This is a genomic window from Pseudomonas sp. GW821-FHT12A04, from assembly GCF_058807755.1.
Genome location: NZ_JBXAQZ010000018.1, coordinates 23,298 through 42,393, shown reverse-complemented (window position 1 = coordinate 42,393; position 19,096 = coordinate 23,298). Strand labels below are relative to the sequence as shown.

General features: G+C 58.0%; 18 protein-coding genes. 9 read left to right on the top strand and 9 right to left on the bottom strand.

Translation table 11 applies throughout. From position 1 onward, the window contains the following. Positions 1-132: 132 nt before the first annotated feature. From ydcS to AC1RS8_RS25245, 3 genes are all read right to left on the bottom strand, one after another. On the bottom strand, positions 133-1,284 hold the full coding sequence (ydcS, locus tag AC1RS8_RS25255; protein ID WP_057716218.1) for a putative ABC transporter substrate-binding protein YdcS: 1,152 nt from the start codon (positions 1,282-1,284) through the stop codon (positions 133-135). Positions 1,285-1,367: 83 nt separating this feature from the next. Further along, positions 1,368-2,825 (bottom strand): gamma-aminobutyraldehyde dehydrogenase, encoded by a 1,458-nt coding sequence (locus AC1RS8_RS25250; protein WP_489339874.1) that lies wholly within the window; start codon positions 2,823-2,825, stop codon positions 1,368-1,370. A gap of 147 nt (positions 2,826-2,972) precedes the next feature. Next, positions 2,973-3,887, bottom strand: coding sequence for a LysR family transcriptional regulator (locus AC1RS8_RS25245; protein WP_057716216.1), 915 nt, complete (start codon positions 3,885-3,887; stop codon positions 2,973-2,975). 195 nt (positions 3,888-4,082) lie between these two features. Between AC1RS8_RS25245 and AC1RS8_RS25240 the strand changes: the two genes are divergently transcribed. The 8 genes from AC1RS8_RS25240 (at position 4,083) to AC1RS8_RS25205 (ending at position 13,395) form a co-directional block, all read left to right on the top strand. Then, entirely contained in the window at positions 4,083-4,775 is a 693-nt protein-coding gene (locus AC1RS8_RS25240; RefSeq protein WP_057716215.1) for a tellurite resistance TerB family protein, read from the top strand. Positions 4,776-4,952: 177 nt separating this feature from the next. Further along, entirely contained in the window at positions 4,953-6,575 is a 1,623-nt protein-coding gene (locus AC1RS8_RS25235) for a methyl-accepting chemotaxis protein (RefSeq protein WP_489339875.1), read from the top strand. Continuing rightward, complete coding sequence (locus AC1RS8_RS25230; protein ID WP_489339876.1) at positions 6,575-7,111, top strand: chemotaxis protein CheW; 537 nt, start codon at positions 6,575-6,577, stop codon at positions 7,109-7,111. The genes AC1RS8_RS25235 and AC1RS8_RS25230 overlap by 1 nt, the downstream gene beginning before the upstream one ends. Beyond that, complete coding sequence (locus AC1RS8_RS25225; protein WP_057716212.1) at positions 7,108-8,385, top strand: CheR family methyltransferase; 1,278 nt, start codon at positions 7,108-7,110, stop codon at positions 8,383-8,385. Before AC1RS8_RS25230 ends, AC1RS8_RS25225 begins: the two co-directional genes overlap by 4 nt. Next, positions 8,382-9,062 (top strand): chemotaxis protein CheW, encoded by a 681-nt coding sequence (locus tag AC1RS8_RS25220; RefSeq protein WP_090453333.1) that lies wholly within the window; start codon positions 8,382-8,384, stop codon positions 9,060-9,062. The genes AC1RS8_RS25225 and AC1RS8_RS25220 overlap by 4 nt, the downstream gene beginning before the upstream one ends. Next, positions 9,059-11,338 (top strand): hybrid sensor histidine kinase/response regulator, encoded by a 2,280-nt coding sequence (locus AC1RS8_RS25215; protein WP_489339877.1) that lies wholly within the window; start codon positions 9,059-9,061, stop codon positions 11,336-11,338. Before AC1RS8_RS25220 ends, AC1RS8_RS25215 begins: the two co-directional genes overlap by 4 nt. Then, on the top strand, positions 11,335-12,345 hold the full coding sequence (locus tag AC1RS8_RS25210) for a chemotaxis response regulator protein-glutamate methylesterase (protein ID WP_489339878.1): 1,011 nt from the start codon (positions 11,335-11,337) through the stop codon (positions 12,343-12,345). Before AC1RS8_RS25215 ends, AC1RS8_RS25210 begins: the two co-directional genes overlap by 4 nt. 48 nt (positions 12,346-12,393) lie before the next feature. Continuing rightward, a complete protein-coding gene (locus tag AC1RS8_RS25205) occupies positions 12,394-13,395 on the top strand; it encodes a response regulator (protein WP_057716208.1) in 1,002 nt (333 codons plus the stop codon). Positions 13,396-13,685: 290 nt separating this feature from the next. Here AC1RS8_RS25205 and AC1RS8_RS25200 read toward each other — a convergent pair whose 3' ends face one another. From AC1RS8_RS25200 to AC1RS8_RS25175, 6 genes are all read right to left on the bottom strand, one after another. Then, complete coding sequence (locus AC1RS8_RS25200) at positions 13,686-13,850, bottom strand: rubredoxin (protein WP_493163899.1); 165 nt, start codon at positions 13,848-13,850, stop codon at positions 13,686-13,688. Between the two features lie 19 nt (positions 13,851-13,869). Beyond that, entirely contained in the window at positions 13,870-14,226 is a 357-nt protein-coding gene (locus AC1RS8_RS25195) for a hypothetical protein (protein WP_493163897.1), read from the bottom strand. A gap of 2 nt (positions 14,227-14,228) precedes the next feature. Beyond that, positions 14,229-14,936 (bottom strand): hypothetical protein, encoded by a 708-nt coding sequence (locus tag AC1RS8_RS25190; protein WP_493163895.1) that lies wholly within the window; start codon positions 14,934-14,936, stop codon positions 14,229-14,231. 21 nt (positions 14,937-14,957) lie between these two features. Next, positions 14,958-15,692 carry a ferritin-like domain-containing protein gene (locus tag AC1RS8_RS25185; protein ID WP_493163893.1) on the bottom strand — a complete coding sequence of 245 codons (735 nt, stop codon included), beginning with the start codon at positions 15,690-15,692 and terminating at the stop codon, positions 14,958-14,960. Positions 15,693-15,715: 23 nt separating this feature from the next. After that, the gene (locus tag AC1RS8_RS25180) at positions 15,716-17,059 is read right to left on the bottom strand and encodes a saccharopine dehydrogenase C-terminal domain-containing protein (protein ID WP_493163891.1); all 1,344 of its coding nucleotides are present in this window, start codon (positions 17,057-17,059) and stop codon (positions 15,716-15,718) included. A 545-nt stretch (positions 17,060-17,604) separates the two neighbouring features. Next, entirely contained in the window at positions 17,605-17,784 is a 180-nt protein-coding gene (locus tag AC1RS8_RS25175) for a hypothetical protein (RefSeq protein ID WP_489339880.1), read from the bottom strand. Positions 17,785-17,908: 124 nt separating this feature from the next. On the opposite strand from AC1RS8_RS25175, the gene prfB reads away from it, so the two are divergent. Next, a protein-coding gene (gene prfB / locus AC1RS8_RS25170; protein WP_109790603.1) for a peptide chain release factor 2 occupies positions 17,909-19,004 on the top strand; the annotation gives its coding sequence in 2 pieces (ribosomal slippage) (positions 17,909-17,980 and positions 17,982-19,004; 1,095 coding nt in all). Positions 19,005-19,096 lie beyond the last annotated feature (92 nt).

Here is a 19,096-nt window from a genome sequence, read left to right as displayed (position 1 = left end):
GGGCTGCGCAGCAGCCCTGAAAACGGTGGGCGCGGTCTGCCAGACCGCAGTGACGGACTAGGGGAGGGCTTCGCCCTCCAACGGGGGCAAGCCCCCTCGCCACAAAAGCGTTTTTGCCACAGAAACGGTGTGTTACCTGCCGCCCATGATCGCGATGTAGTCCTGGGTCCAGCGGCTGTATGGCACGAACTTGCCGCCTTCAGCCTGCGGGGTTTTCCAGAAGGCGATCTTGTCGAAATTGTCGAAACCGTTGGTCTTGCAGCCTTCGGCGCCGAGCAATTCACTGCCCTTGCACGCTGCCGGCACCGCCGGCAACGAGCCGAACCACGCCGCAACATCACCCTGGACTTTCGGTTGCAGCGACCAGTCCATCCACTTGTAGGCGCAATTGGGGTGCTTGGCTTCGGCATGCAGCATGGTGGTGTCGGCCCACCCGGTGGCGCCTTCTTTCGGGATGGTCGAGGCAATTGGCTGCTTCTCGTTCATCAGGCCGTTGACCTGATACGGCCAGGCACCGGAGGCGACCACGCCTTCGTTCTTGAAGTCGCTCATTTGCACAGTGGTGTCGTGCCAGTAGCGGTGGATCAACGGCTGCTGGGCGCGCAGCAGATCGAGCACGGCCTTGTACTGGGCTTCGGTCAGTTCGTACGGGCTCTGGATACCCAGTTCCGGCTTGGCGGACTTCAGGTACAGCGCCGCGTCGGCGATGTAGATCGGGCCGTCATAGGCCTGCACGCGACCCTTGTTCGGCTTGCCGTCCGGCAGGTTTTCCGCGTTGAACAACACGCCCCAGCTGGTGGGCGCAGTCTTGAACACGTTGGTGTTGTACATCAGCACGTTCGGGCCCCATTGGTACGGGGTGCCGTAGGTCTGCTTGTTGACCACGTACCAGGGTGCATCCTTGAGGCGCGGGTCGAGGTTCTTCCAGTTCGGGATCAACGCGGTGTTGATCGGTTGCACACGCTTGCCAACGATCAGGCGCAGGGAGGCGTCGCCGGACGCTGTGACCAGGTCGTAACCGCCCTTGGCCATCAGGCTGACCATTTCATCGGAGGTGGCGGCGGTCTTGACGTTGACCTTGCAGCCGGTTTCCTTCTCGAAACCGGTCACCCAGTCGTAGGCCTTGTCGCTCTCGCCACGTTCGATGTAGCCGGGCCAGGCCACAATATCCAGTTGGCCTTCGCCCGCCCCGACAGCTTTGAGCGGCTCGGCGGCCTGGACACTGGCGCTGGCCAGCAGCGCGGTGGTGATTGCACTGAGCAGTGCGGTCTTGTGCACGAACATTGGAATTCCCTCTTCTTTAAATTATGGTCGGGGCAGTTGTGAACGTGGTGAAGCATGCCGTTGGCGGCTTGTTATTAGCTTAGTCAGAGATGCTCGCCATGGCGGGCCATGATGTGCCGCACCACGCTGTAGTCCTGAAGCGAATCGCTGGACAGGTCCTTGCCGTAACCCGAGCGCTTCAAGCCGCCGTGGGGCATTTCGCTGACCAGCATGAAGTGGCTGTTGATCCAGGTGCAGCCGTACTGCAAGCGCGCCGCGACCTGCATGGCCTTGTCGAGGTTCTGGGTCCAGACCGACGAGGCCAGGCCGTATTCCGAGTCGTTGGCCCAGTCCACCGCTTGTTCCAGCTCATCGAAGCGGGTCACGGTGACCACCGGCCCGAACACTTCGCGCTGGACGATCTCGTCACTTTGCTTGCAACCGGCGAGCAGGGTCGGCTGGTAATAGAAGCCGGCGCCGGAGTGCACCGCGGCACCGGTCACCCGCTCGATGTGCGGCTGGCCCAAGGCGCGTTCGACGAAACTGGCTACGCGGTCGCGTTGGCGGGTACTGATCAGCGGGCCGATTTCGTTGTCGGCATCGCGCTTGCCGGCGAAACGCAGGCTGCCGACGGCCGCGCCGAGCTCGGCCACCAGGCGGTCATGAATCCCGGCCTGGGCATAAATGCGGCAAGCGGCGGTGCAATCCTGGCCGGCGTTGTAGTAGCCGTAGGTGCGTACGCCTTCGACCACGGCCTGAATGTCGGCATCGTTGCAGACGATCACCGGGGCCTTGCCACCGAGTTCGAGGTGGGTGCGTTTGAGTGTCTTCGACGCGGCCTGGAGAATCTTTTGGCCGGTGACGATATCGCCGGTCAGCGACACCATGCGCACTTTAGGGTGGCTCACCAGGTGGCTGCCGACGCCTTCGCCGCCACCGCAAATAATGTTGATTACACCGTGCGGCAGGATCTCGGCCAGCGCTGGCGCCAGGGCCAGGATCGACAGCGGCGTGTGTTCCGACGGCTTGAACACCAGGGTGTTGCCAGCGGCGAGGGCCGGGGCGATTTTCCACGCGGCCATCATGATCGGATAGTTCCACGGCGCAATCGACGCCACGACCCCGATAGGATCGCGCCGGACCATGCTGGTGTAGCCCGGCAGGTATTCGCCGCTGAGCTGGCCGGTCTGGCAACGCACGGCACCGGCGAAGAAGCGGAACACGTCGACCGTGGCATTGAGGTCATCCTGACGGGCCAGGTGCAGCGGCTTGCCGCAATTCAGGGCTTCGAGACGGGCGAGATGGTCGGCGTTTTTTTCGATGGCGTTGGCGATGTCCAACAGCAGGTTTGAGCGCTGTTGTGGCGTGGTGCGCGACCAACCGGCAAAGGCGCGGTGGGCGGCGAGGATGGCTGCTTCGACTTGTTCGGTGCCGGCTTCGGCGATCTGCGTCAGGATTTCGCCAGTGGCCGGATTGATGATGGGTTCGGCACAGCCTTGCCCTGCGACTAATTCACCATCGATCAACAAGGCGGTGAACAACGGGGTCTGCGCGCCAGCCATTTTTCGGGTTCTCGTTTTTTGTGTGGCTTGTTGTGTCGACATGGCAGCGCTCCCTGTGACTGGGGCCCGGCCGTCTTTATTAGATGCAACAAGACTAGTTCGCGGACCCGAGGACAACAAATACTAAATACTGAAGGTAGCGTTCGATTAAATAGATGGCTTGCGCCCGCCATGGGGTTGTTCGCGCGCGACCGTGAGGAAGGGGTCCACCAATGCCGGCCGCGCGGTGCCGCGACGCCAGGCCAGGCCGACATCCAGGGTCTGGCTGAGGTCGGCGATCGGCCGCGCTTCGATGATGTCGCCCTCCAGTGACCACGGGCGATAGGTCATGTCGGGCTGGATCGATACGCCCAGGCCAGCGGCCACAAGGCTTCGCACCGCTTCGGTCGAGGCCGTGCGCAGGGTGATGCGCGGTTGCAAGGAGGCTGCCGACCACATGCGTTGGGCGTTGCGGTCCATTTCATCGACGTTCAGTTGAATCAATGGCTCGCGGGCCACGTCGGCGAGGTTGATGCTGTCGTGTTCCAGCAGCGGGTGCTGGGCCGGCAGCCATAGCCGGTGCGGCGAGCGGGTCAACACTTCGGTCTGCAATGCGTGGCGGTCTTCGAGGTTGGACAGGATCAACACGCCGACATCGATCTCGCCGCTGACCAGCAAATGCTCGATGTACGGGCGCTCATCCTCCATCACGCGGATTTCCACGTTGGGGTAGGCGCGCTGGAAACGGGTGAGTAGATCCGCCAGGTAATAACCGGCCACCAGGCTGGTCACGCCGACGATCAGTTGCCCGGCGACCTGGTCGGTGCTCTGTTGCAGGCTGCGCTTGGCGTTATCCACCGTGGCCAGGATCAAGTGCGCCTGACGCAGGAATTGATGCCCCTGGTGGGTCAGGGTCATGCCCTTGGCATGGCGGCTGAACAGGCTGACGCCGATTTCCTCCTCCAGTTGCTGGATCGCCAGGGTCAGGGTCGACTGGGAAATGAACGCAGTTTGCGCGGCGGCCGAGATCGAACCGGTCTCGGCCACGGCGATGAAGTGACGGATCTGACGCAAGGTCATCATGGGGAAGCACCCGGTGGGCTGTTTTTATCGATTGGCGAGAGTGTATATCGTTTTTTCTGACGGGTCGGCGCAAGCGGCAATGGGCGCATTGAGGGGAGTGCAACATCTGGAAGCACTCTCGCCCACGGGGCATGGGCACTTTCGTTTTAGGCTGGTGGTCTTGGTTACAGGTTAAACGTCTTGTGGAGGCGGTAAATGAATACCCGTGGATTGCTCGATCAACTACTCAAGTCCGGCCAGGACCTGTTGCAGAACAAGGCCGGCAGCCCGCAGCAAAAGGGTGCGAGCGGTGGCAACGGAGGCCTCGGCAGCTTGCTCTCCGGTGCGAGTGGCGGGGCATTGGCGGCAGGCGCCATGGGCTTGCTGCTCGGCAGCAAAAAGGCCCGTAAAGTCGGGGGCAAGGTCGCGGTCTACGGCGGTCTCGCCGCGTTGGGTGTGCTGGCCTATAAAGCCTACGGTAACTGGCAGGCGCAGCAGGGCGGTGCGGCCGGTGCGCAACCGCAAACCCTGGACCGCGTACCGGACGCACAAGTCGAGCTGCACAGTCAGGCGATTCTCAAGGCGCTGGTGGCCGCGGCCAAGGCTGACGGTCATGTCGATGAGCGTGAGCGTGCCTTGATCGAAGGCGAATTCACCCGGCTCGACAGCGATCAGGAGCTGCAACACTGGCTGCACGCCGAGCTCAACAAGCCACTGGACCCGAGCGATGTCGCCCGCGCCGCCCGCTCCCCGGAAATCGCCGCCGAGATGTACATCGCCAGCGTGATGATGGTGGACGAGGAAAACTTCATGGAGAAGGCCTATCTCGATGAGCTGGCGCGGCAGCTCAAGCTGGAGCCGGGGTTGAAGGCCGAGCTTGAGAAGCAGGTTCGCCAGGCTTCCTTGTAAACCTTCAGTCCGCCCCACATCCCCAATGACCATTCTACGGTCCCTTTCTGCCTAATCACCCCAGGCACCCATCCCGCCTTTTTTGGCGGGATGAGAAGTAGCGCGCAACCGTCTTATAAATGAAACACCGCCCTCGGCTATACTCCCCGCATTTCGAATCGGCTCCGAGGAATGACTGTGAAGAACTGGACGTTACGCCAACGCATTTTGGCGAGCTTTGCGGTAATTATCGCCATCATGTTGCTGATGGTGGTTGTCTCGTATTCGCGGCTGTTGAAGATCGAAAAAAGCGAGGCCAGCGTGCGTGAGGACGCTCTGCCAGGGTTGTATTACAGCTCGATGGTTCGTGGCGCGTGGTCCGACAGTTATGTACGCATTCAGGCCATGCTCGGCCTGGAGGAAGGGCAGAGCTTCACTGCCGAGGATGCCGCGAGCTTCAAGGGCTACGCCGAGCGGTTGAAAGAGCAGATGGACCTCTACCGTGGAACGATTGCCGACGAAGAAGACAGGGTCGAGTTCGCCGCGTTCGAAAAGCTTCATGAGGACTACCACCGGATTCTGGCCGCGGTGATCGAGTTGTATAAACGCAACCAGAACGCCGAGGCCGTCAACATGTTCAAGGGTGAACTGACCCCGACCTGGACAGCGGGTCGAATGAAGGTCAATGAAATCCTGCGCCACAACAAGTCTGTGGCGGACGCAGACATCGCGGCCATTGACGATGCAGTGCTCACCGCCAAAGTCATCATGGGTATTTCCCTGCTGATCGCGGTGCTGGCGGCCGCTCTCTGTGGTCTGTTGCTGATGCGCGCCATCATGGCGCCGATGAACCGCATCGTGAGAATCCTCGAAATCATGCGCACCGGCGACCTCAGCAGCCGCCTGAACCTGGAGCGCAAGGACGAATTCGGCGCGGTAGAGACCGGGTTCAACGACATGATGACCGAGCTCACTTCTCTGGTGTCCCAGGCCCAGCGCTCGTCGGTGCAGGTGACCACGTCGGTGACCGAGATCGCCGCGACGTCCAAGCAGCAACAAGCCACCGCCACCGAAACCGCCGCCACCACCACGGAAATCGGCGCGACCTCCCGTGAGATTGCCGCCACTTCCCGGGATCTGGTGCGCACCATGACCGAGGTTTCCACCGCCGCCGATCAGGCTTCCGTGGCTGCCGGTTCCGGCCAGCAGGGCCTGGCGCGCATGGAAGAAACCATGCACTCGGTGATGGGCGCGGCCGATCTGGTCAACGCCAAGCTGGCGATCCTCAACGAGAAGGCCGGCAACATCAATCAGGTGGTGGTGACCATCGTCAAGGTCGCCGACCAGACCAACCTGTTGTCGCTCAACGCCGCCATCGAGGCCGAAAAGGCCGGGGAATACGGGCGCGGTTTTGCCGTGGTCGCCACCGAAGTGCGGCGCCTGGCGGACCAGACCGCTGTCGCCACCTACGACATCGAACAGATGGTGCGCGAGATCCAGTCGGCGGTGTCGGCCGGGGTCATGGGCATGGACAAGTTTTCCGAAGAGGTGCGTCGCGGCATGTCCGAGGTGCAGCAGGTCGGCGAGCAGTTGTCGCAGATCATCCATCAGGTCCAGGCGTTGGCGCCGCGGGTGCTGATGGTCAACGAAGGCATGCAGGCCCAGGCCACCGGTGCCGAGCAGATCAACCATGCGCTGGTGCAGTTGGGTGATGCCAGCAGCCAGACGGTCGAGTCTCTGCGCCAGGCCAGTTTCGCCATCGATGAACTGAGCCAGGTGGCCGTCGGGCTGCGCAGCGGCGTTTCGCGATTCAAAGTCTGATGAGCGAAATCACGGCCAAACGCTCTGCCGTGAAGCAGGCGCTGCATGCCTTGTTTCTGGTGTTTCGCGTCGGCAACGAGCGCTATGCCTTGAAGGCTATCGAAGTGGCTGAAGTGCTGCCGCGCCTGCCGTTGAAGCCCATTCCCCATGCCCCCGCCTGGGTCGCCGGGGTGTTCGCCTATCGGGGCACCGTGGTGCCGGTGATCGACTTGAGCGCACTGACCTTTGGCATGCCTGCACAGGCCCGTACCAGCACGCGACTGGTGCTGGTCAACTATCGCCCGGATGAAACCGCCGAGACACAACTGCTCGGGCTGATTCTGGAACAGGCGACTGACACCTTGCGCTGCGATCCGACGGATTTTCAACCCTACGGCCTGGACAATCGACAGACGCCTTACCTCGGGCCGGTGCGCAAGGACGAGCGGGGGTTGCTGCAATGGGTGCGGGTCGGCGATCTGCTGGACGATCAGGTGCGCGCATTGTTGTTTCCCTCGCCGCCAATGGATCCGGCACTGCTGCAGGAGCGGCCATGAACAGCGACCAGCGTTTTTTCGACTTTCTCAAGGAAACCATCGGACTCGACGTGACCTCGGTAGGGCCTGCGATCATCGAGCGAGCGGTGCGCCAGCGCAGCATCGTTTCGCAAGCAGTGTCGGCCGATGAGTATTGGCACACCTTGCAGGGCTCGCGGGACGAGCAGCAGGCCTTGATCGAGGCGGTGATCGTTCCGGAAACCTGGTTCTTCCGCTATCCGGAGTCCTTCGTCACCCTGGCGAAACTGGCGAGCAAGCGTCTGGCCGAGATCAACAGCCTGCGCGCACTGCGAATTCTCAGCCTGCCATGCTCCACGGGCGAAGAGCCGTACTCGATCGCCATGGCGTTGCTCGATGCCGGGCTCAAACCGCACCAGTTCAAGGTCGACGGCCTGGACGTCAGCCCGTTGTCAGTGGAAAAAGCCCGTCGGGCGTTGTACGGCAAGAATTCCTTTCGGGGTGACGACATTGCGTTTCGCGACCGTCATTTCATCGCCGAAGGCGAGAGCTATCGCCTCGATCAGCGGGTGCTCGAGCAAGTGCGCCTGCAGGTAGGCAATCTGCTGGATCCGGCCTTGCTGGCCGGTGAACCGCCATTCGATTTCGTGTTTTGTCGCAACCTGCTGATCTACTTCGACCAGCCGACCCAGAAGCTAGTCTTCGAAGTGCTCAAGTGCCTGACCCACGTTGACGGCGTGCTGTTTATCGGCCCGGCCGAAGGCGGTCTGCTGGGGCGTTTGGGGATGCGCTCGATTGGTATCGCGCAGTCCTTCGCGTTCAGTCGACAGGGAACTGCGGACCCTGATCCCTTGCCGACGTTCGTTCCTGCGCCATTGCCGGTGCCGCAACCGTTGCGCAATCCACCGCCTGCGCCAGTGCGCAGCCGTCCGTTTGCCCGGGTTGCGCCGCTGCGGCCTGCGCCTGCGCCTGCAACCTCCGGCTCCGACACTGCCGCGCTGCTGGCCAATATCGCCGTGCTGGCCGATGAAGGCAAAAGCGCCGAGGCGCGAGCGGCGTGTGAAAGCTACTTGCGCAGCCATGAGCCGGTGGCTCAGGTCTTTTACTGGTTGGGACTGCTCAGCGATGTGGCCGGCAATACCCTTGAAGCACAGGGTTTTTACCGCAAGGCGTTGTACCTGGAGCCGCAACATCCTGAAGCGTTGATGCACCTGGCCGGCTTGCTGCAGGCCCAGGGCGACGCGATGGGAGCCAGACGATTGCAGGAGCGTGCCGCCCGCAGCGCACGTTCCGTCGACAGTGAGCGTAAACGATGATCGCCTCCGATACCTTCAGCGTCACCCGGGATGCCCAGGCCATCGACGATTGCTGGAACCGCATTGGTATCCACGGTGACAAGTCCTGCCCGCTGCTCAGCGACCATATTCATTGCCGCAATTGTGCGGTGTATTCGGCGGCTGCCACACGCTTGCTCGATCGTTATGCATTGCAGCAGGAAGATCGCGGGACTGTGTCCGTCGCGGTCGAGAGCGAGGTGAAAACCCGCTCGCTGTTGATGTTCCGTCTGGGTGAAGAGTGGCTGGGGCTTGCGACCCGCAGCCTGGTCGAGGTGGCGCCGTTGCAAGCGATTCACTCGTTGCCGCATCAACGTTCCCGGGCCTTGCTCGGCGTGGCGAATGTACGCGGAGCGCTGGTTGCCTGCCTGTCGCTGGTGGAACTGCTCGGGCTCGACGGCGCCAGCAGCGTGGCCACCGGTGCACGGGTCATGCCACGCATGCTGATCATCGCCGCCGACGGCGGGCCGGTGGTGGTGCCGGTGGACGAAGTCGACGGGATTCACGCCATCGACGAGCACATCCTCGATACCGCATCGCGCTCAGGTGCTCAGGCCAGCGCCAAATACACCCGTGGCGTGTTGCAATTCAAAGGTCGCAGCCTGCGTTGGCTGGATGAAGAACAGCTGTTGTGCGCCGTGACCCGGAGCCTCACATGACCCCCGAGCAAATGCGCGACGCTTCTTTGCTGGAGCTGTTCAGCCTGGAGGCCGAAGCCCAGACCCAAGTCTTGAGCGCCGGCCTGCTGGCGCTTGAGCGCGACCCGACCCTGGCTGATCAACTCGAATCGTGCATGCGTGCCGCACACTCGCTCAAGGGCGCAGCGCGGATCGTCGGTGTCGACGCCGGAGTCAGCGTCTCCCATGTGATGGAAGATTGTCTGGTCAGCGCCCAGGAAGGCCGCCTGTTGCTGCGCCCCGAGCATATCGATGCGTTGCTGCAAGGCACCGATCTGCTGATGCGCATCGCCACACCGAGCAACAACCCGGAAGTCGCGGACATCGAGGCCTATGTGGCGTTGATGGCGCGGTTGCTGGACCCGGCGGCCCCGCTGGTTGCGCCTGCCGCACCGGTGATGGCCGAACTTCAGCTCGAAGCACCCGCGCCGAAGGTCGAGTCGCCGGCGCCTGTCGTCGAACCGCCATCGGTGCCAGCTCCACGCAAGACCAAACGCACCACCGAAAACGGCGAACGTGTGCTGCGTGTCACCGCCGAGCGCCTGAACAGCCTGCTCGATCTGTCGAGCAAATCCCTGGTGGAAACCCTGCGGCTCAAACCGCACCTGGCGACCATGCAGCGACTCAAGCGCATGCAGAGCAACAGCCTGCGCGCACTGGAGAATCTCAATGTGCATCTCAAGGATCACGCCTTGAGCCTGGAGGCCCAGGAAGCCCTTGAGGATGCGCGGCGCTTGCTCGCGCAATCCCAGCAACTGCTCATGGAAAAGAACGCCGAACTCGACGAGTTCGCCTGGCATGCCAGCCAACGGGCGCAGGTGTTGTACGACACGGCGCTGGCCTGTCGCATGCGGCCCTTTGCCGATGTGCTGACCGGGCAAGTGCGGATGGTCCGGGATCTAGGGCGCGATCTGGGCAAACAGGTGCGCCTGGAAATTGAAGGCGAAAAGACCCAGGTCGATCGCGACGTACTGGAAAAGCTCGAAGCGCCGCTGACTCACCTGTTGCGCAACGCGGTCGACCACGGCATCGAAACCCCGGAGCAGCGCCTGCTGGCCGGCAAGCCGGCGGAAGGTTTGATTCGCCTGCGCGCGTCCCATCAGGCCGGTCTGCTGGTGCTTGAACTGAGCGACGACGGTAACGGCGTGGACCTGGAAAAGCTCCGTCGCAGCATCGTCGAACGAAATTTGTCCCTCGCGGAAACCGCCGCGCAGTTGAGCGAAGAGGAATTGCTGACGTTCCTGTTCCTGCCCGGTTTCAGTCTGCGCGACAAGGTCACCGAGGTGTCCGGTCGCGGCGTCGGCCTGGATGCGGTGCAGCATATGGTCCGGCAGCTGCGCGGCGCGGTGGTGTTGGAGCAGACGGCGGGCGAGGGCAGTCGTTTCCACCTTGAGGTGCCGCTGACCCTGTCGGTGGTGCGCAGCCTGGTGGTGGAAGTCGGCGACGAAGCCTATGCCTTCCCGCTGGCGCACATTGAGCGCATGTGCGACCTGGAGCCGGCGGATATCGTGCAGGTCGAAGGCCGCCAGCATTTCTGGCACGAAGGCCGACATGTCGGTCTGGTGGCGGCCAGTCAGCTGTTGCAACGTCCGGCCAGCCAGAACAGCGGGCAAACCCTGAAGGTCGTGGTGATTCGCGAGCGCGATGCCATCTACGGCGTGGCCGTGGAGCGGTTCATCGGTGAGCGGACCTTGGTGGTGCTGCCGCTGGACGAGCGTCTGGGCAAGGTGCAGGACATTTCCGCCGGGGCCCTGCTCGACGACGGTTCGGTGGTGCTGATCGTGGATGTCGAAGACATGCTGCGTTCGGTGGAAAAACTGCTCAACACCGGGCGTCTGGAGCGCATTGCCCGTCACAGCAATCAGGTGGTCGAGGCGGCCCGCAAACGAATTCTGGTGGTGGATGATTCCCTGACCGTGCGAGAGTTGCAGCGCAAGCTGTTGCTCAATCGCGGCTATGACGTGGCGGTTGCGGTGGACGGCATGGATGGCTGGAACGCGCTTCGTTCGGAGGATTTCGATCTGCTGATCACCGACATTGATATGCCGCGCATGGACGGCATCGAACTGGTCACGCTGCTGCGTCGGGACAATCGCCTGCAATCGCTGCCGGTGATGGTGGTGTCCTACAAGGATCGTGAAGAGGACCGGCGCCGTGGACTGGATGCCGGGGCCGACTATTATCTAGCCAAGGCCAGTTTTCATGACGACGCCTTGCTCGATGCAGTGGTCGAGCTCATCGGAGGAGCACGGGCATGAGGATCGCAATCGTCAATGACATGCCCATGGCGGTGGAGGCCCTGCGCCGCGCCCTGGCATTCGAGCCGGCCCACGAGGTGGTCTGGGTCGCCGGCACTGGTGCCGAGGCGGTGCGCCAGTGCGCGCTGGACACGCCGGACCTGATTCTGATGGACCTGATCATGCCGGTGATGGATGGCGTCGAGGCCACGCGGCGGATCATGGCCGAGACCCCGTGTGCCATCGTCATCGTCACCGTGGATCGCCAGCAGAACGTGCACCGGGTGTTCGAGGCCATGGGCCACGGTGCGCTGGACGTGGTCGACACCCCGGCCCTCGGCGCCGGCAATGCCCAGGAAGCGGCGGCGCCGTTGTTGCGCAAGATCTTGAACATCGTCTGGCTGATCGGCGACAAGGGTAACCGCCCGCGCTCGGCGCCGGCACCCTTGCGCTGTTCGGGCTCACGCCAGGGCCTGATCGCCATTGGCTCATCCGCCGGTGGGCCGGCAGCGCTGGAAGCCTTGCTCAAGGGGCTGCCGCGTGATTTCTCTCCGGCCATCGTGCTGGTGCAACACGTTGACCAGGTGTTTGCCGCCGGCATGGCTGAATGGCTCGGCACTGCCAGCGGCCTTGATGTGCGCCTGGCCCAGGAGGGCGAGCCGCCGCAAAGCGGCACGGTATTGCTGGCCGGCACCAATCACCATATTCGCTTGTTGAAAAACGGCACGCTGGCCTACACCGCCGAACCGGTCAACGAGATCTACCGGCCCTCCATCGATGTGTTCTTCGAGAGCGTGGCCAATAACTGGAGCGGTGATGCCGTGGGGGTTTTGCTCACCGGCATGGGGCGTGATGGCGCCCAAGGGCTTAAACTCATGCGCCAACAGGGCTACCTGACCATCGCACAAGACCAAAACAGCAGTGCGGTGTACGGCATGCCGAAGGCGGCCGCAGCCATCGACGCTGCCGTGGAGATTCGCCCGCTGGACAAGATAGCGCCACGATTGCTGGAGATTTTCGCCAAATGAGCACCTTTTCCCTCATTCCTGGCTCAGGTAGTACTCAGGTGACCGCACATGACTGAATTACAGCTCGACGACTTCAAGACCGACGAAAACGCCGCCATGGTGTTGCTGGTGGACGATCAGGCCATGATCGGCGAAGCCGTACGTCGCGGCCTGTCGAACGAAGAGAACATTGATTTCCACTTCTGCTCCGACCCGCACCAGGCCATCGCCCACGCTGTGCGCATCAAGCCGACAGTGATCCTGCAGGATCTGGTCATGCCCGGTCTTGACGGTCTGAGCCTGGTGCGCGAATACCGCAATCACCCGGCGACCAAGGACATTCCGATCATCGTTCTGTCGACCAAGGAAGACCCGCTGATCAAGAGCGCGGCCTTTGCGGCCGGGGCCAACGATTATCTGGTCAAGCTGCCGGACAATATCGAACTGGTCGCGCGCATCCGCTATCACTCGCGCTCCTACATGACCCTGCTGCAACGGGATGCGGCGTACCGCGCGTTGCGGGTCAGCCAGCAGCAACTGCTCGACACCAACCTGGTGCTGCAACGCCTGATGAACTCCGATGGCCTGACAGGGTTGTCGAACCGTCGGCACTTCGATGAATACCTGGAACTGGAGTGGCGCCGTTCGCTGCGTGAGCAGAGCCAGTTGTCGTTGCTGATGATCGATGTCGACTACTTCAAGGCCTACAACGACAGCTTCGGCCACCTGGAAGGCGATGAAGCCCTGCGCAAGGTCGCCGCGGCGATCAAGGACGCCAGTGCCCGGCCTTCGGACCTGCCGGCCCGCTACGGCGGCGAAGAGTTCGCCCTGGTGCTGCCCAACACCTCCCAGGGCGGTGCACGGTTGGTGGCCGAGAAGCTGCGCCAGACCGTGGCAGCCCTGAAGATCCCGCATAACTCGCCGGCCGAAGGTTCGAGCCTGACCATCAGCATCGGCCTGTCGACTATTACCCCGAAAGCGGGCAGCAACTGCCGCGACCTGATCCTGGCGGCGGACAAGGGGCTGTATTCGGCGAAGAACAATGGGCGTAATCAGGTGGGCATCGGCTGACGGTACAACGCTCCGTAGCGCTTTAGCAGCTGCGGAGCCCGCGAGGCTGCGTCCGAAGACGAAGTCCTCGCAAACCCTGTACATGGAGTTTGACTAAGGAGGCTTGTTGCATAGTTTAGGAGAGTTTTTGTACGGATAGTCGCTCCATACAACTATTGGCTGTTATTTAAGAATGCTGGCAGATTTGCTTTCGACGGTCTGAAAACAATCATGTCAACTTTTAGTAAAGGCTTAGGGGAGGGCAGCGTCGCGTTCAATAAGAATGAAAGCGAACGCCGCAATAAGTGTTCTTACTCAAAATCTTCTTTAGGCATCTGACAATCTGGGCATAACCAATCTTCGGGCAGATCGTCCCAAGGCGTGCCTGGTGGTATTCCATTTTCAGGATCGCCCAGGGCGGGGTCATATTCATAGCCGCAAATAGTGCAACTCATTATTTTTTCTTTGCTTAACATGATTCTTCCTGAGGGCAGATTAAAGTGTGACAGTGGCGACCAAACCAGTTGCTCCTAAGATGAAACCAATTAGAGCGCCTCTTTCCGGTAATTCCTTTAGCATTGCGTATATCACAATTGGTTCAAGAATCAGGAGAAGTGTCAAGGATGCAACAGTAACTACCCATATATTTCCAGTTGCTTGATATCCTAGCCAGTACGCGAAAATTAGACTTATACCGGCAATGCTGATAAGTATTACAGGTTTTACAAATATTAAAGGAGTTTCCAATGATCGCTCGGGAAGTTTGGATGCGTATACTTCGCTGTAAATTGTTAGTATTTCACCGAAAACCATAAGTATTAAGGATGCAGCCATGTAGTAGTGATTTTTCATTTTTAACCTTTGGCTAGTATTGATAAAATGTCTTTTACTACAGGGGCTCCGAGTTCGCTTGAATTGAGCAAAAAGTGAGGGCCGTCGTGATCAAAAAGAAATGTGTTTTGATAGGGTGTGCCTTCGAGCTTGGCAATTCTTTGAAGTATGTCTTCGGCTTTGTGTAAATCTGAAAGGTGGTTGTGTTTCAGTATTTTTATTGCATTCCCGAAGTGTATGGCTTCGTCCGCAATCAGGTTTTTAATCCATGTGTTGAAGTTTTGGTGTCCGAACTCGTTGTAGAATGTGTCTTTTTTATATGTTTTGACTGATGTGTATTCATCGTAAGCAAATAGAAGTAGTAGGTTGAATTCGCTTGTAAATATTTCTTGTAGTTGATCAAAATTTCCGGTTCTTGTTTTTAGTTGGTCTATCAGCTCTTCCTCGGTTGAACCAAATAAAAGGCGGATGAGTTCAAAAAAACCGTCGGAATGATTTTTTTCATCTGCAAACCATAAGTCGAGATACTGGACGAAGTGCGGCGAAAATTTTGCTCTCCGCAGGTGTAAATGATGATAAAGATTGATAGCGTCATACTCTGAAAATAAATCTGCCATAAAGAATTTTTTATACTTTAGGTCGATTCCAGGGTTTGTCCATTCGCTGTCGGATATTTCATTGAAAAGTGCTCTTGAGCTCCAGTGTCTTTTTGTAAGGAGGGGTGGGGTCATTTTTTTCTCCTGTAGTTCGGGTTATGCTTTTATTTTTTTTATGATGGTAGGGATTATAAAGTCTTTTATTTCTTGTTTTTTAATGGGGAAGTCTGGTGTGTTGTGGTCCAGAACAAATGTTCCAGAGTAGTTTGGTTTCTCGAAATCTATAGCGAAGATCTCCTCCAGGATTGAGGCGGTTTCATTAATCCTCTCGGGGAATAGTTTTTTGGCTTTCTCGATAAAGGAAAAGAAGTGATTGATTTCATCTTTTTTTGTTTTTCTGATCCAGTTCGAGAGTTGTGGGGATTTGAATTTATCGTATTTTGCTATGCTGCGGTGATAGACGTGTGTGGTAATAATTTCGTCGTAGGCCAGCATGATGAGGAGTTTGAATGTGTCATCAGTTATTGGATTGATTACACTGAAGTCAGGGTTTCTAACTTCGGCCTCCAGAGTAACTTGATCAAGGGGGATGCCTGTGAATGATGAGTAGATCAGAGCAAAACCATAGGCATGGTCAATTTCGTCCCTAAGCCAAGGATTTAGCACTCCAACTAGTGACGGAAAGTATGTCGGGTATTTGGTCTTTAAATGCCAGTAAAGTCGCCGTGCATCGTACTCAGTAATTACTGAGTCGAATAATATCTCCTTCCATTCAGTGCGCTCGATATTGCTTAGTTTTGTATCAGGGAATCGGAAGTTAGCCAGCACCACGGCAGCATCCGGGGTCGAACGGGGGGGGATTCTGGGTTCTGTTATTTTTGTTGCGTTCATGGTGTTTGACTTCCATTGTTTTATCAGTTTTTTGGATGCACCCTAAAATTATGAAATTGTAGAGTGTCGCTGCAGTTTGGACGCCAATCAGTTTCTTGGATAATTATTGGCTGCCAGTACGGTTCTACGAAGTCATAGATGTATTCCCAGTCTAGACTTTCAGATTCTAGAATCCCGGATTCTGAGTTTTGCTCGGCCCACTTCATGCCAGCAACGATGCTTGATGTGACTTGTAGGCTCGTTGCACTGTTATGTTTTGCCATTTTTCTTGCCTTTCCTATTGAAAGATTAGAGCCGAGCCAAAGTGATTTGTGTTTTTTGCTGATCAGGAAAATGCCGAGTTCGTCGATGCCGGAAACTATATCGTCTTTCATTACTTCCTTTGATTTGATTTGATCTTCACTCCCGCTGCAAAGTAAATGCATTGAATCTACTGCTTGGTCGCAAGGATGATATGCGTAGTATACGGTTGGTCGATATTTGGGTGTTGATGGGGTATCTGAAGTTAAGTATTCGGCGATTGATAGCGATTCATTGTGTGTTAATAGATATGCGTTAAATTCTAAGTAATTAGGGGACCAGCTTTTTACGATGACATTTCGGCCTTGTTCAATCAGTTCGAGTGAGTATCCGTTATTCTTGGCGTTCAGTGGAACGTCTACTTCGTGAGATCCCCAGCCCAGTTCCGCCGGTTGCAAGCACTCTGTAATCAGTCCGTCCACAGACCAAGTGCAGATAAAGCTTTTTGGTGCGCGCTTTTTTGACGAGATTTGTGTGTCTCGCTCTGATATTTGTATGACCTGTAATTCTAGGCGTTCTGATAGTTTGGCCCACTCAGATTGTGTTGTTGGTTGATCATGTATTCCATTTTTGAGTGCCATTTCAAGCATTGCTTTTTTTAGCAGTATAGATATAAAACCAGGGTTTGCTCCGTGCCCAACAATTGCTGTTGTTGTGCTGGTCTTGGTTTGCGCATATTGTTTCAGGCTTTCCCTTAGAGAGTGATTGCTTTTTAATTTTTTGTTGTTTTGATTTGCGTATTCCCAAGGCTCTATGCATGTGTCTAAATACAGTGTGTTGAACCGCTGGGCTAGATTTATCAGAGCTAAGCTGGAAACAGATACCGCCAGATTTAAGAGGAAACTGTTGTCGCTTAATAATGGTGACAAAACACTGTGGAAGTTGTTTTGGGTTATCAGCTTTTTGTTTAATGTTGCGGAATACTCACTCGCGATATTTTTTCGAGTTGCGTCGATTTCTTTGTCGAAAATGATGATGTCTGAGTTGTAATTTTCTGAAAGTAGCGGTAGCAAAGCTTGGGCGATACTTCCAAAGCCTACAATTATTATTCTGTCGATTTTTTTCATGGTAGTCCTTTAATTAGTAAGTTGAGTTGACTTGTCCATGTTTTGCGGTGGTGCTGTAGCTTGCTTAGGTTTCTGAAGATTAAGGTTTTCGATGATGGTGTTAGTAAGTTGTTGTCGATTTTTTTGTGTTGCATAGTTATAGGGAAAGCAGATGCATTGCGCAATTGCCAATTAAGTAGGATTAGTCCGTTATTTTTGAGGTTGTTTTCCTACAGATCGGTCGAGGTCTTAATCTTGTTGTTGATTAGTACTCTGAGAGATGTTTACGGCATCATCCTCAAGGGCGAGTTGCTTATAGCCATGGCAGTTGCGCGAGCCACACAGCCGCGCGGCGGCGGTGCTATCGTTCAAACCGTCTGGTTGTGGGCCCAGCAGGCGATCAGAGCCACACCGTCGGCGGACTACTCGGTCGTGAATGCCCAGTGTGCATGTGCAGCGCCGCAACCAGGTCCTTGAACTGGCCTCACCATGCATCTGCATCAACTCCGTGGCCCCGGCCATGGTTGAATCTCCAGTCTAAGGCACCTTCCTGGGAGTCGAGCCGGTCAAGGACGTTGCCGACCGTTAACCCCTTCCATCAACTGCGGCGTAGCGGTCAGCCCGCTGATGTAGCCCAGGCCATTCCGTTTCTGGTATCGATTCAGACTTCGGCGATCACCGGCACTGTGCTGCCAGTCGACAGCTGCATCACTGAAAGACGTGTGCAGGGTGATTGCAGCGTTCATGGCTGGTGCGAGGCAGGAATAACTGAAACCATTCGCCGGTAAACCCGCCATGCGGGCTGCCGGGACCGCGTGATTACGGTATACTCGCCGGCTTTCAAAAGTTCGCCAACGAGTGCTGCCCGTCATGGAAATCAACCCGATCCTGAACACCATCAAGGACCTGTCCGAGCGCTCCGAAACTATTCGGGGGTATCTTTGACTACGATCAAAAGCATGAGCGTCTGACCGAAGTCAATCGCGAGCTTGAAGATCCGAGTGTCTGGAACAAACCTGAATACGCCCAGGAACTGGGCCGCGAGCGCGCTGCGCTGGCGCAGATCGTCGATACCTTGGACGAATTGAACACGGGTCTGGCCGATTGCCGCGACCTGCTGGACATGGCCGTCGAAGAGAACGACGAAGGCGCAGTGGGCGATGTCGTCGCCGAGCTGGCCCGTCTCGAGGAAAGTCTGGCCAAGCTGGAATTCCGCCGCATGTTCAGCCACGAAATGGACCCGAACAACGCCTACCTGGACATCCAGGCCGGTTCCGGCGGCACCGAAGCCCAGGACTGGGCCAACATTCTGCTGCGCATGTACCTGCGCTGGGCCGACAAGCGCGGCTTCGACGCGACCATCATGGAGCTGTCCGCCGGTGAAGTCGCCGGGATCAAGGGCGCGACCGTGCACATCAAGGGCGAATACGCGTTTGGCTGGTTGCGGACCGAAATCGGCGTACACCGTCTGGTGCGCAAGAGCCCGTTCGACTCCGGCAACCGTCGCCACACCTCGTTCTCCGCGGTGTTCGTCTCGCCAGAGATCGATGACAAGGTGGAAATCGAAATCAACCCGGCAGACTTGCGGATCGACACCTATCGTTCCTCGGGTGCCGGTGGTCAGCACGTAAACACCACCGACTCGGCCGTACGTATCACCCACGTACCGACCAACACCGTGGTCAGCTGCCAGAACGAACGTTCCCAGCACGCCAACAAGGACACCGCCATGAAAATGCTGCGGGCCAAGTTGTACGAGCAGGAAATGCAGAAGCGCAACGCGGCGTCCCAGGCGCTGGAAGACACCAAGTCCGATATCGGCTGGGGTCATCAGATCCGTTCTTATGTACTCGATGCCTCGCGCATCAAGGATCTGCGCACCAACATCGAGCGCAGCGACTGCGACAAGGTGCTCGACGGCGACATCGACGAATACCTGGAAGCGAGCCTGAAGTCCGGGCTGTAAGCAATGCAATACAGGATCGGCTGACCCGGTGCGATCCTTGTAGGAGCCAGCTTGCTGGCGATCCCCAGGCCGCAGGCCTGGGGGCAACGAAC

Bases quoted from the DNA above. Each gene is read 5' to 3' on its own strand.
- ydcS (WP_057716218.1), bottom strand. From the start codon at position 1,284: ATGTTCGTGCACAAGACCGCACTGCTCAGTGCAATCACCACCGCGCTG.
- AC1RS8_RS25250 (WP_489339874.1), bottom strand. From the start codon at position 2,825: ATGGCTGGCGCGCAGACCCCGTTGTTCACCGCCTTGTTGATCGATGGT.
- AC1RS8_RS25245 (WP_057716216.1), bottom strand. From the start codon at position 3,887: ATGATGACCTTGCGTCAGATCCGTCACTTCATCGCCGTGGCCGAGACC.
- AC1RS8_RS25240 (WP_057716215.1), top strand. From the start codon at position 4,083: ATGAATACCCGTGGATTGCTCGATCAACTACTCAAGTCCGGCCAGGAC.
- AC1RS8_RS25230 (WP_489339876.1), top strand. From the start codon at position 6,575: ATGAGCGAAATCACGGCCAAACGCTCTGCCGTGAAGCAGGCGCTGCAT.
- AC1RS8_RS25225 (WP_057716212.1), top strand. From the start codon at position 7,108: ATGAACAGCGACCAGCGTTTTTTCGACTTTCTCAAGGAAACCATCGGA.
- AC1RS8_RS25220 (WP_090453333.1), top strand. From the start codon at position 8,382: ATGATCGCCTCCGATACCTTCAGCGTCACCCGGGATGCCCAGGCCATC.
- AC1RS8_RS25215 (WP_489339877.1), top strand. From the start codon at position 9,059: ATGACCCCCGAGCAAATGCGCGACGCTTCTTTGCTGGAGCTGTTCAGC.
- AC1RS8_RS25210 (WP_489339878.1), top strand. From the start codon at position 11,335: ATGAGGATCGCAATCGTCAATGACATGCCCATGGCGGTGGAGGCCCTG.
- AC1RS8_RS25205 (WP_057716208.1), top strand. From the start codon at position 12,394: ATGACTGAATTACAGCTCGACGACTTCAAGACCGACGAAAACGCCGCC.
- AC1RS8_RS25200 (WP_493163899.1), bottom strand. From the start codon at position 13,850: ATGTTAAGCAAAGAAAAAATAATGAGTTGCACTATTTGCGGCTATGAA.
- AC1RS8_RS25195 (WP_493163897.1), bottom strand. From the start codon at position 14,226: ATGAAAAATCACTACTACATGGCTGCATCCTTAATACTTATGGTTTTC.
- AC1RS8_RS25190 (WP_493163895.1), bottom strand. From the start codon at position 14,936: ATGACCCCACCCCTCCTTACAAAAAGACACTGGAGCTCAAGAGCACTT.
- AC1RS8_RS25185 (WP_493163893.1), bottom strand. From the start codon at position 15,692: ATGAACGCAACAAAAATAACAGAACCCAGAATCCCCCCCCGTTCGACC.
- AC1RS8_RS25180 (WP_493163891.1), bottom strand. From the start codon at position 17,059: ATGAAAAAAATCGACAGAATAATAATTGTAGGCTTTGGAAGTATCGCC.
- AC1RS8_RS25175 (WP_489339880.1), bottom strand. From the start codon at position 17,784: ATGAACGCTGCAATCACCCTGCACACGTCTTTCAGTGATGCAGCTGTC.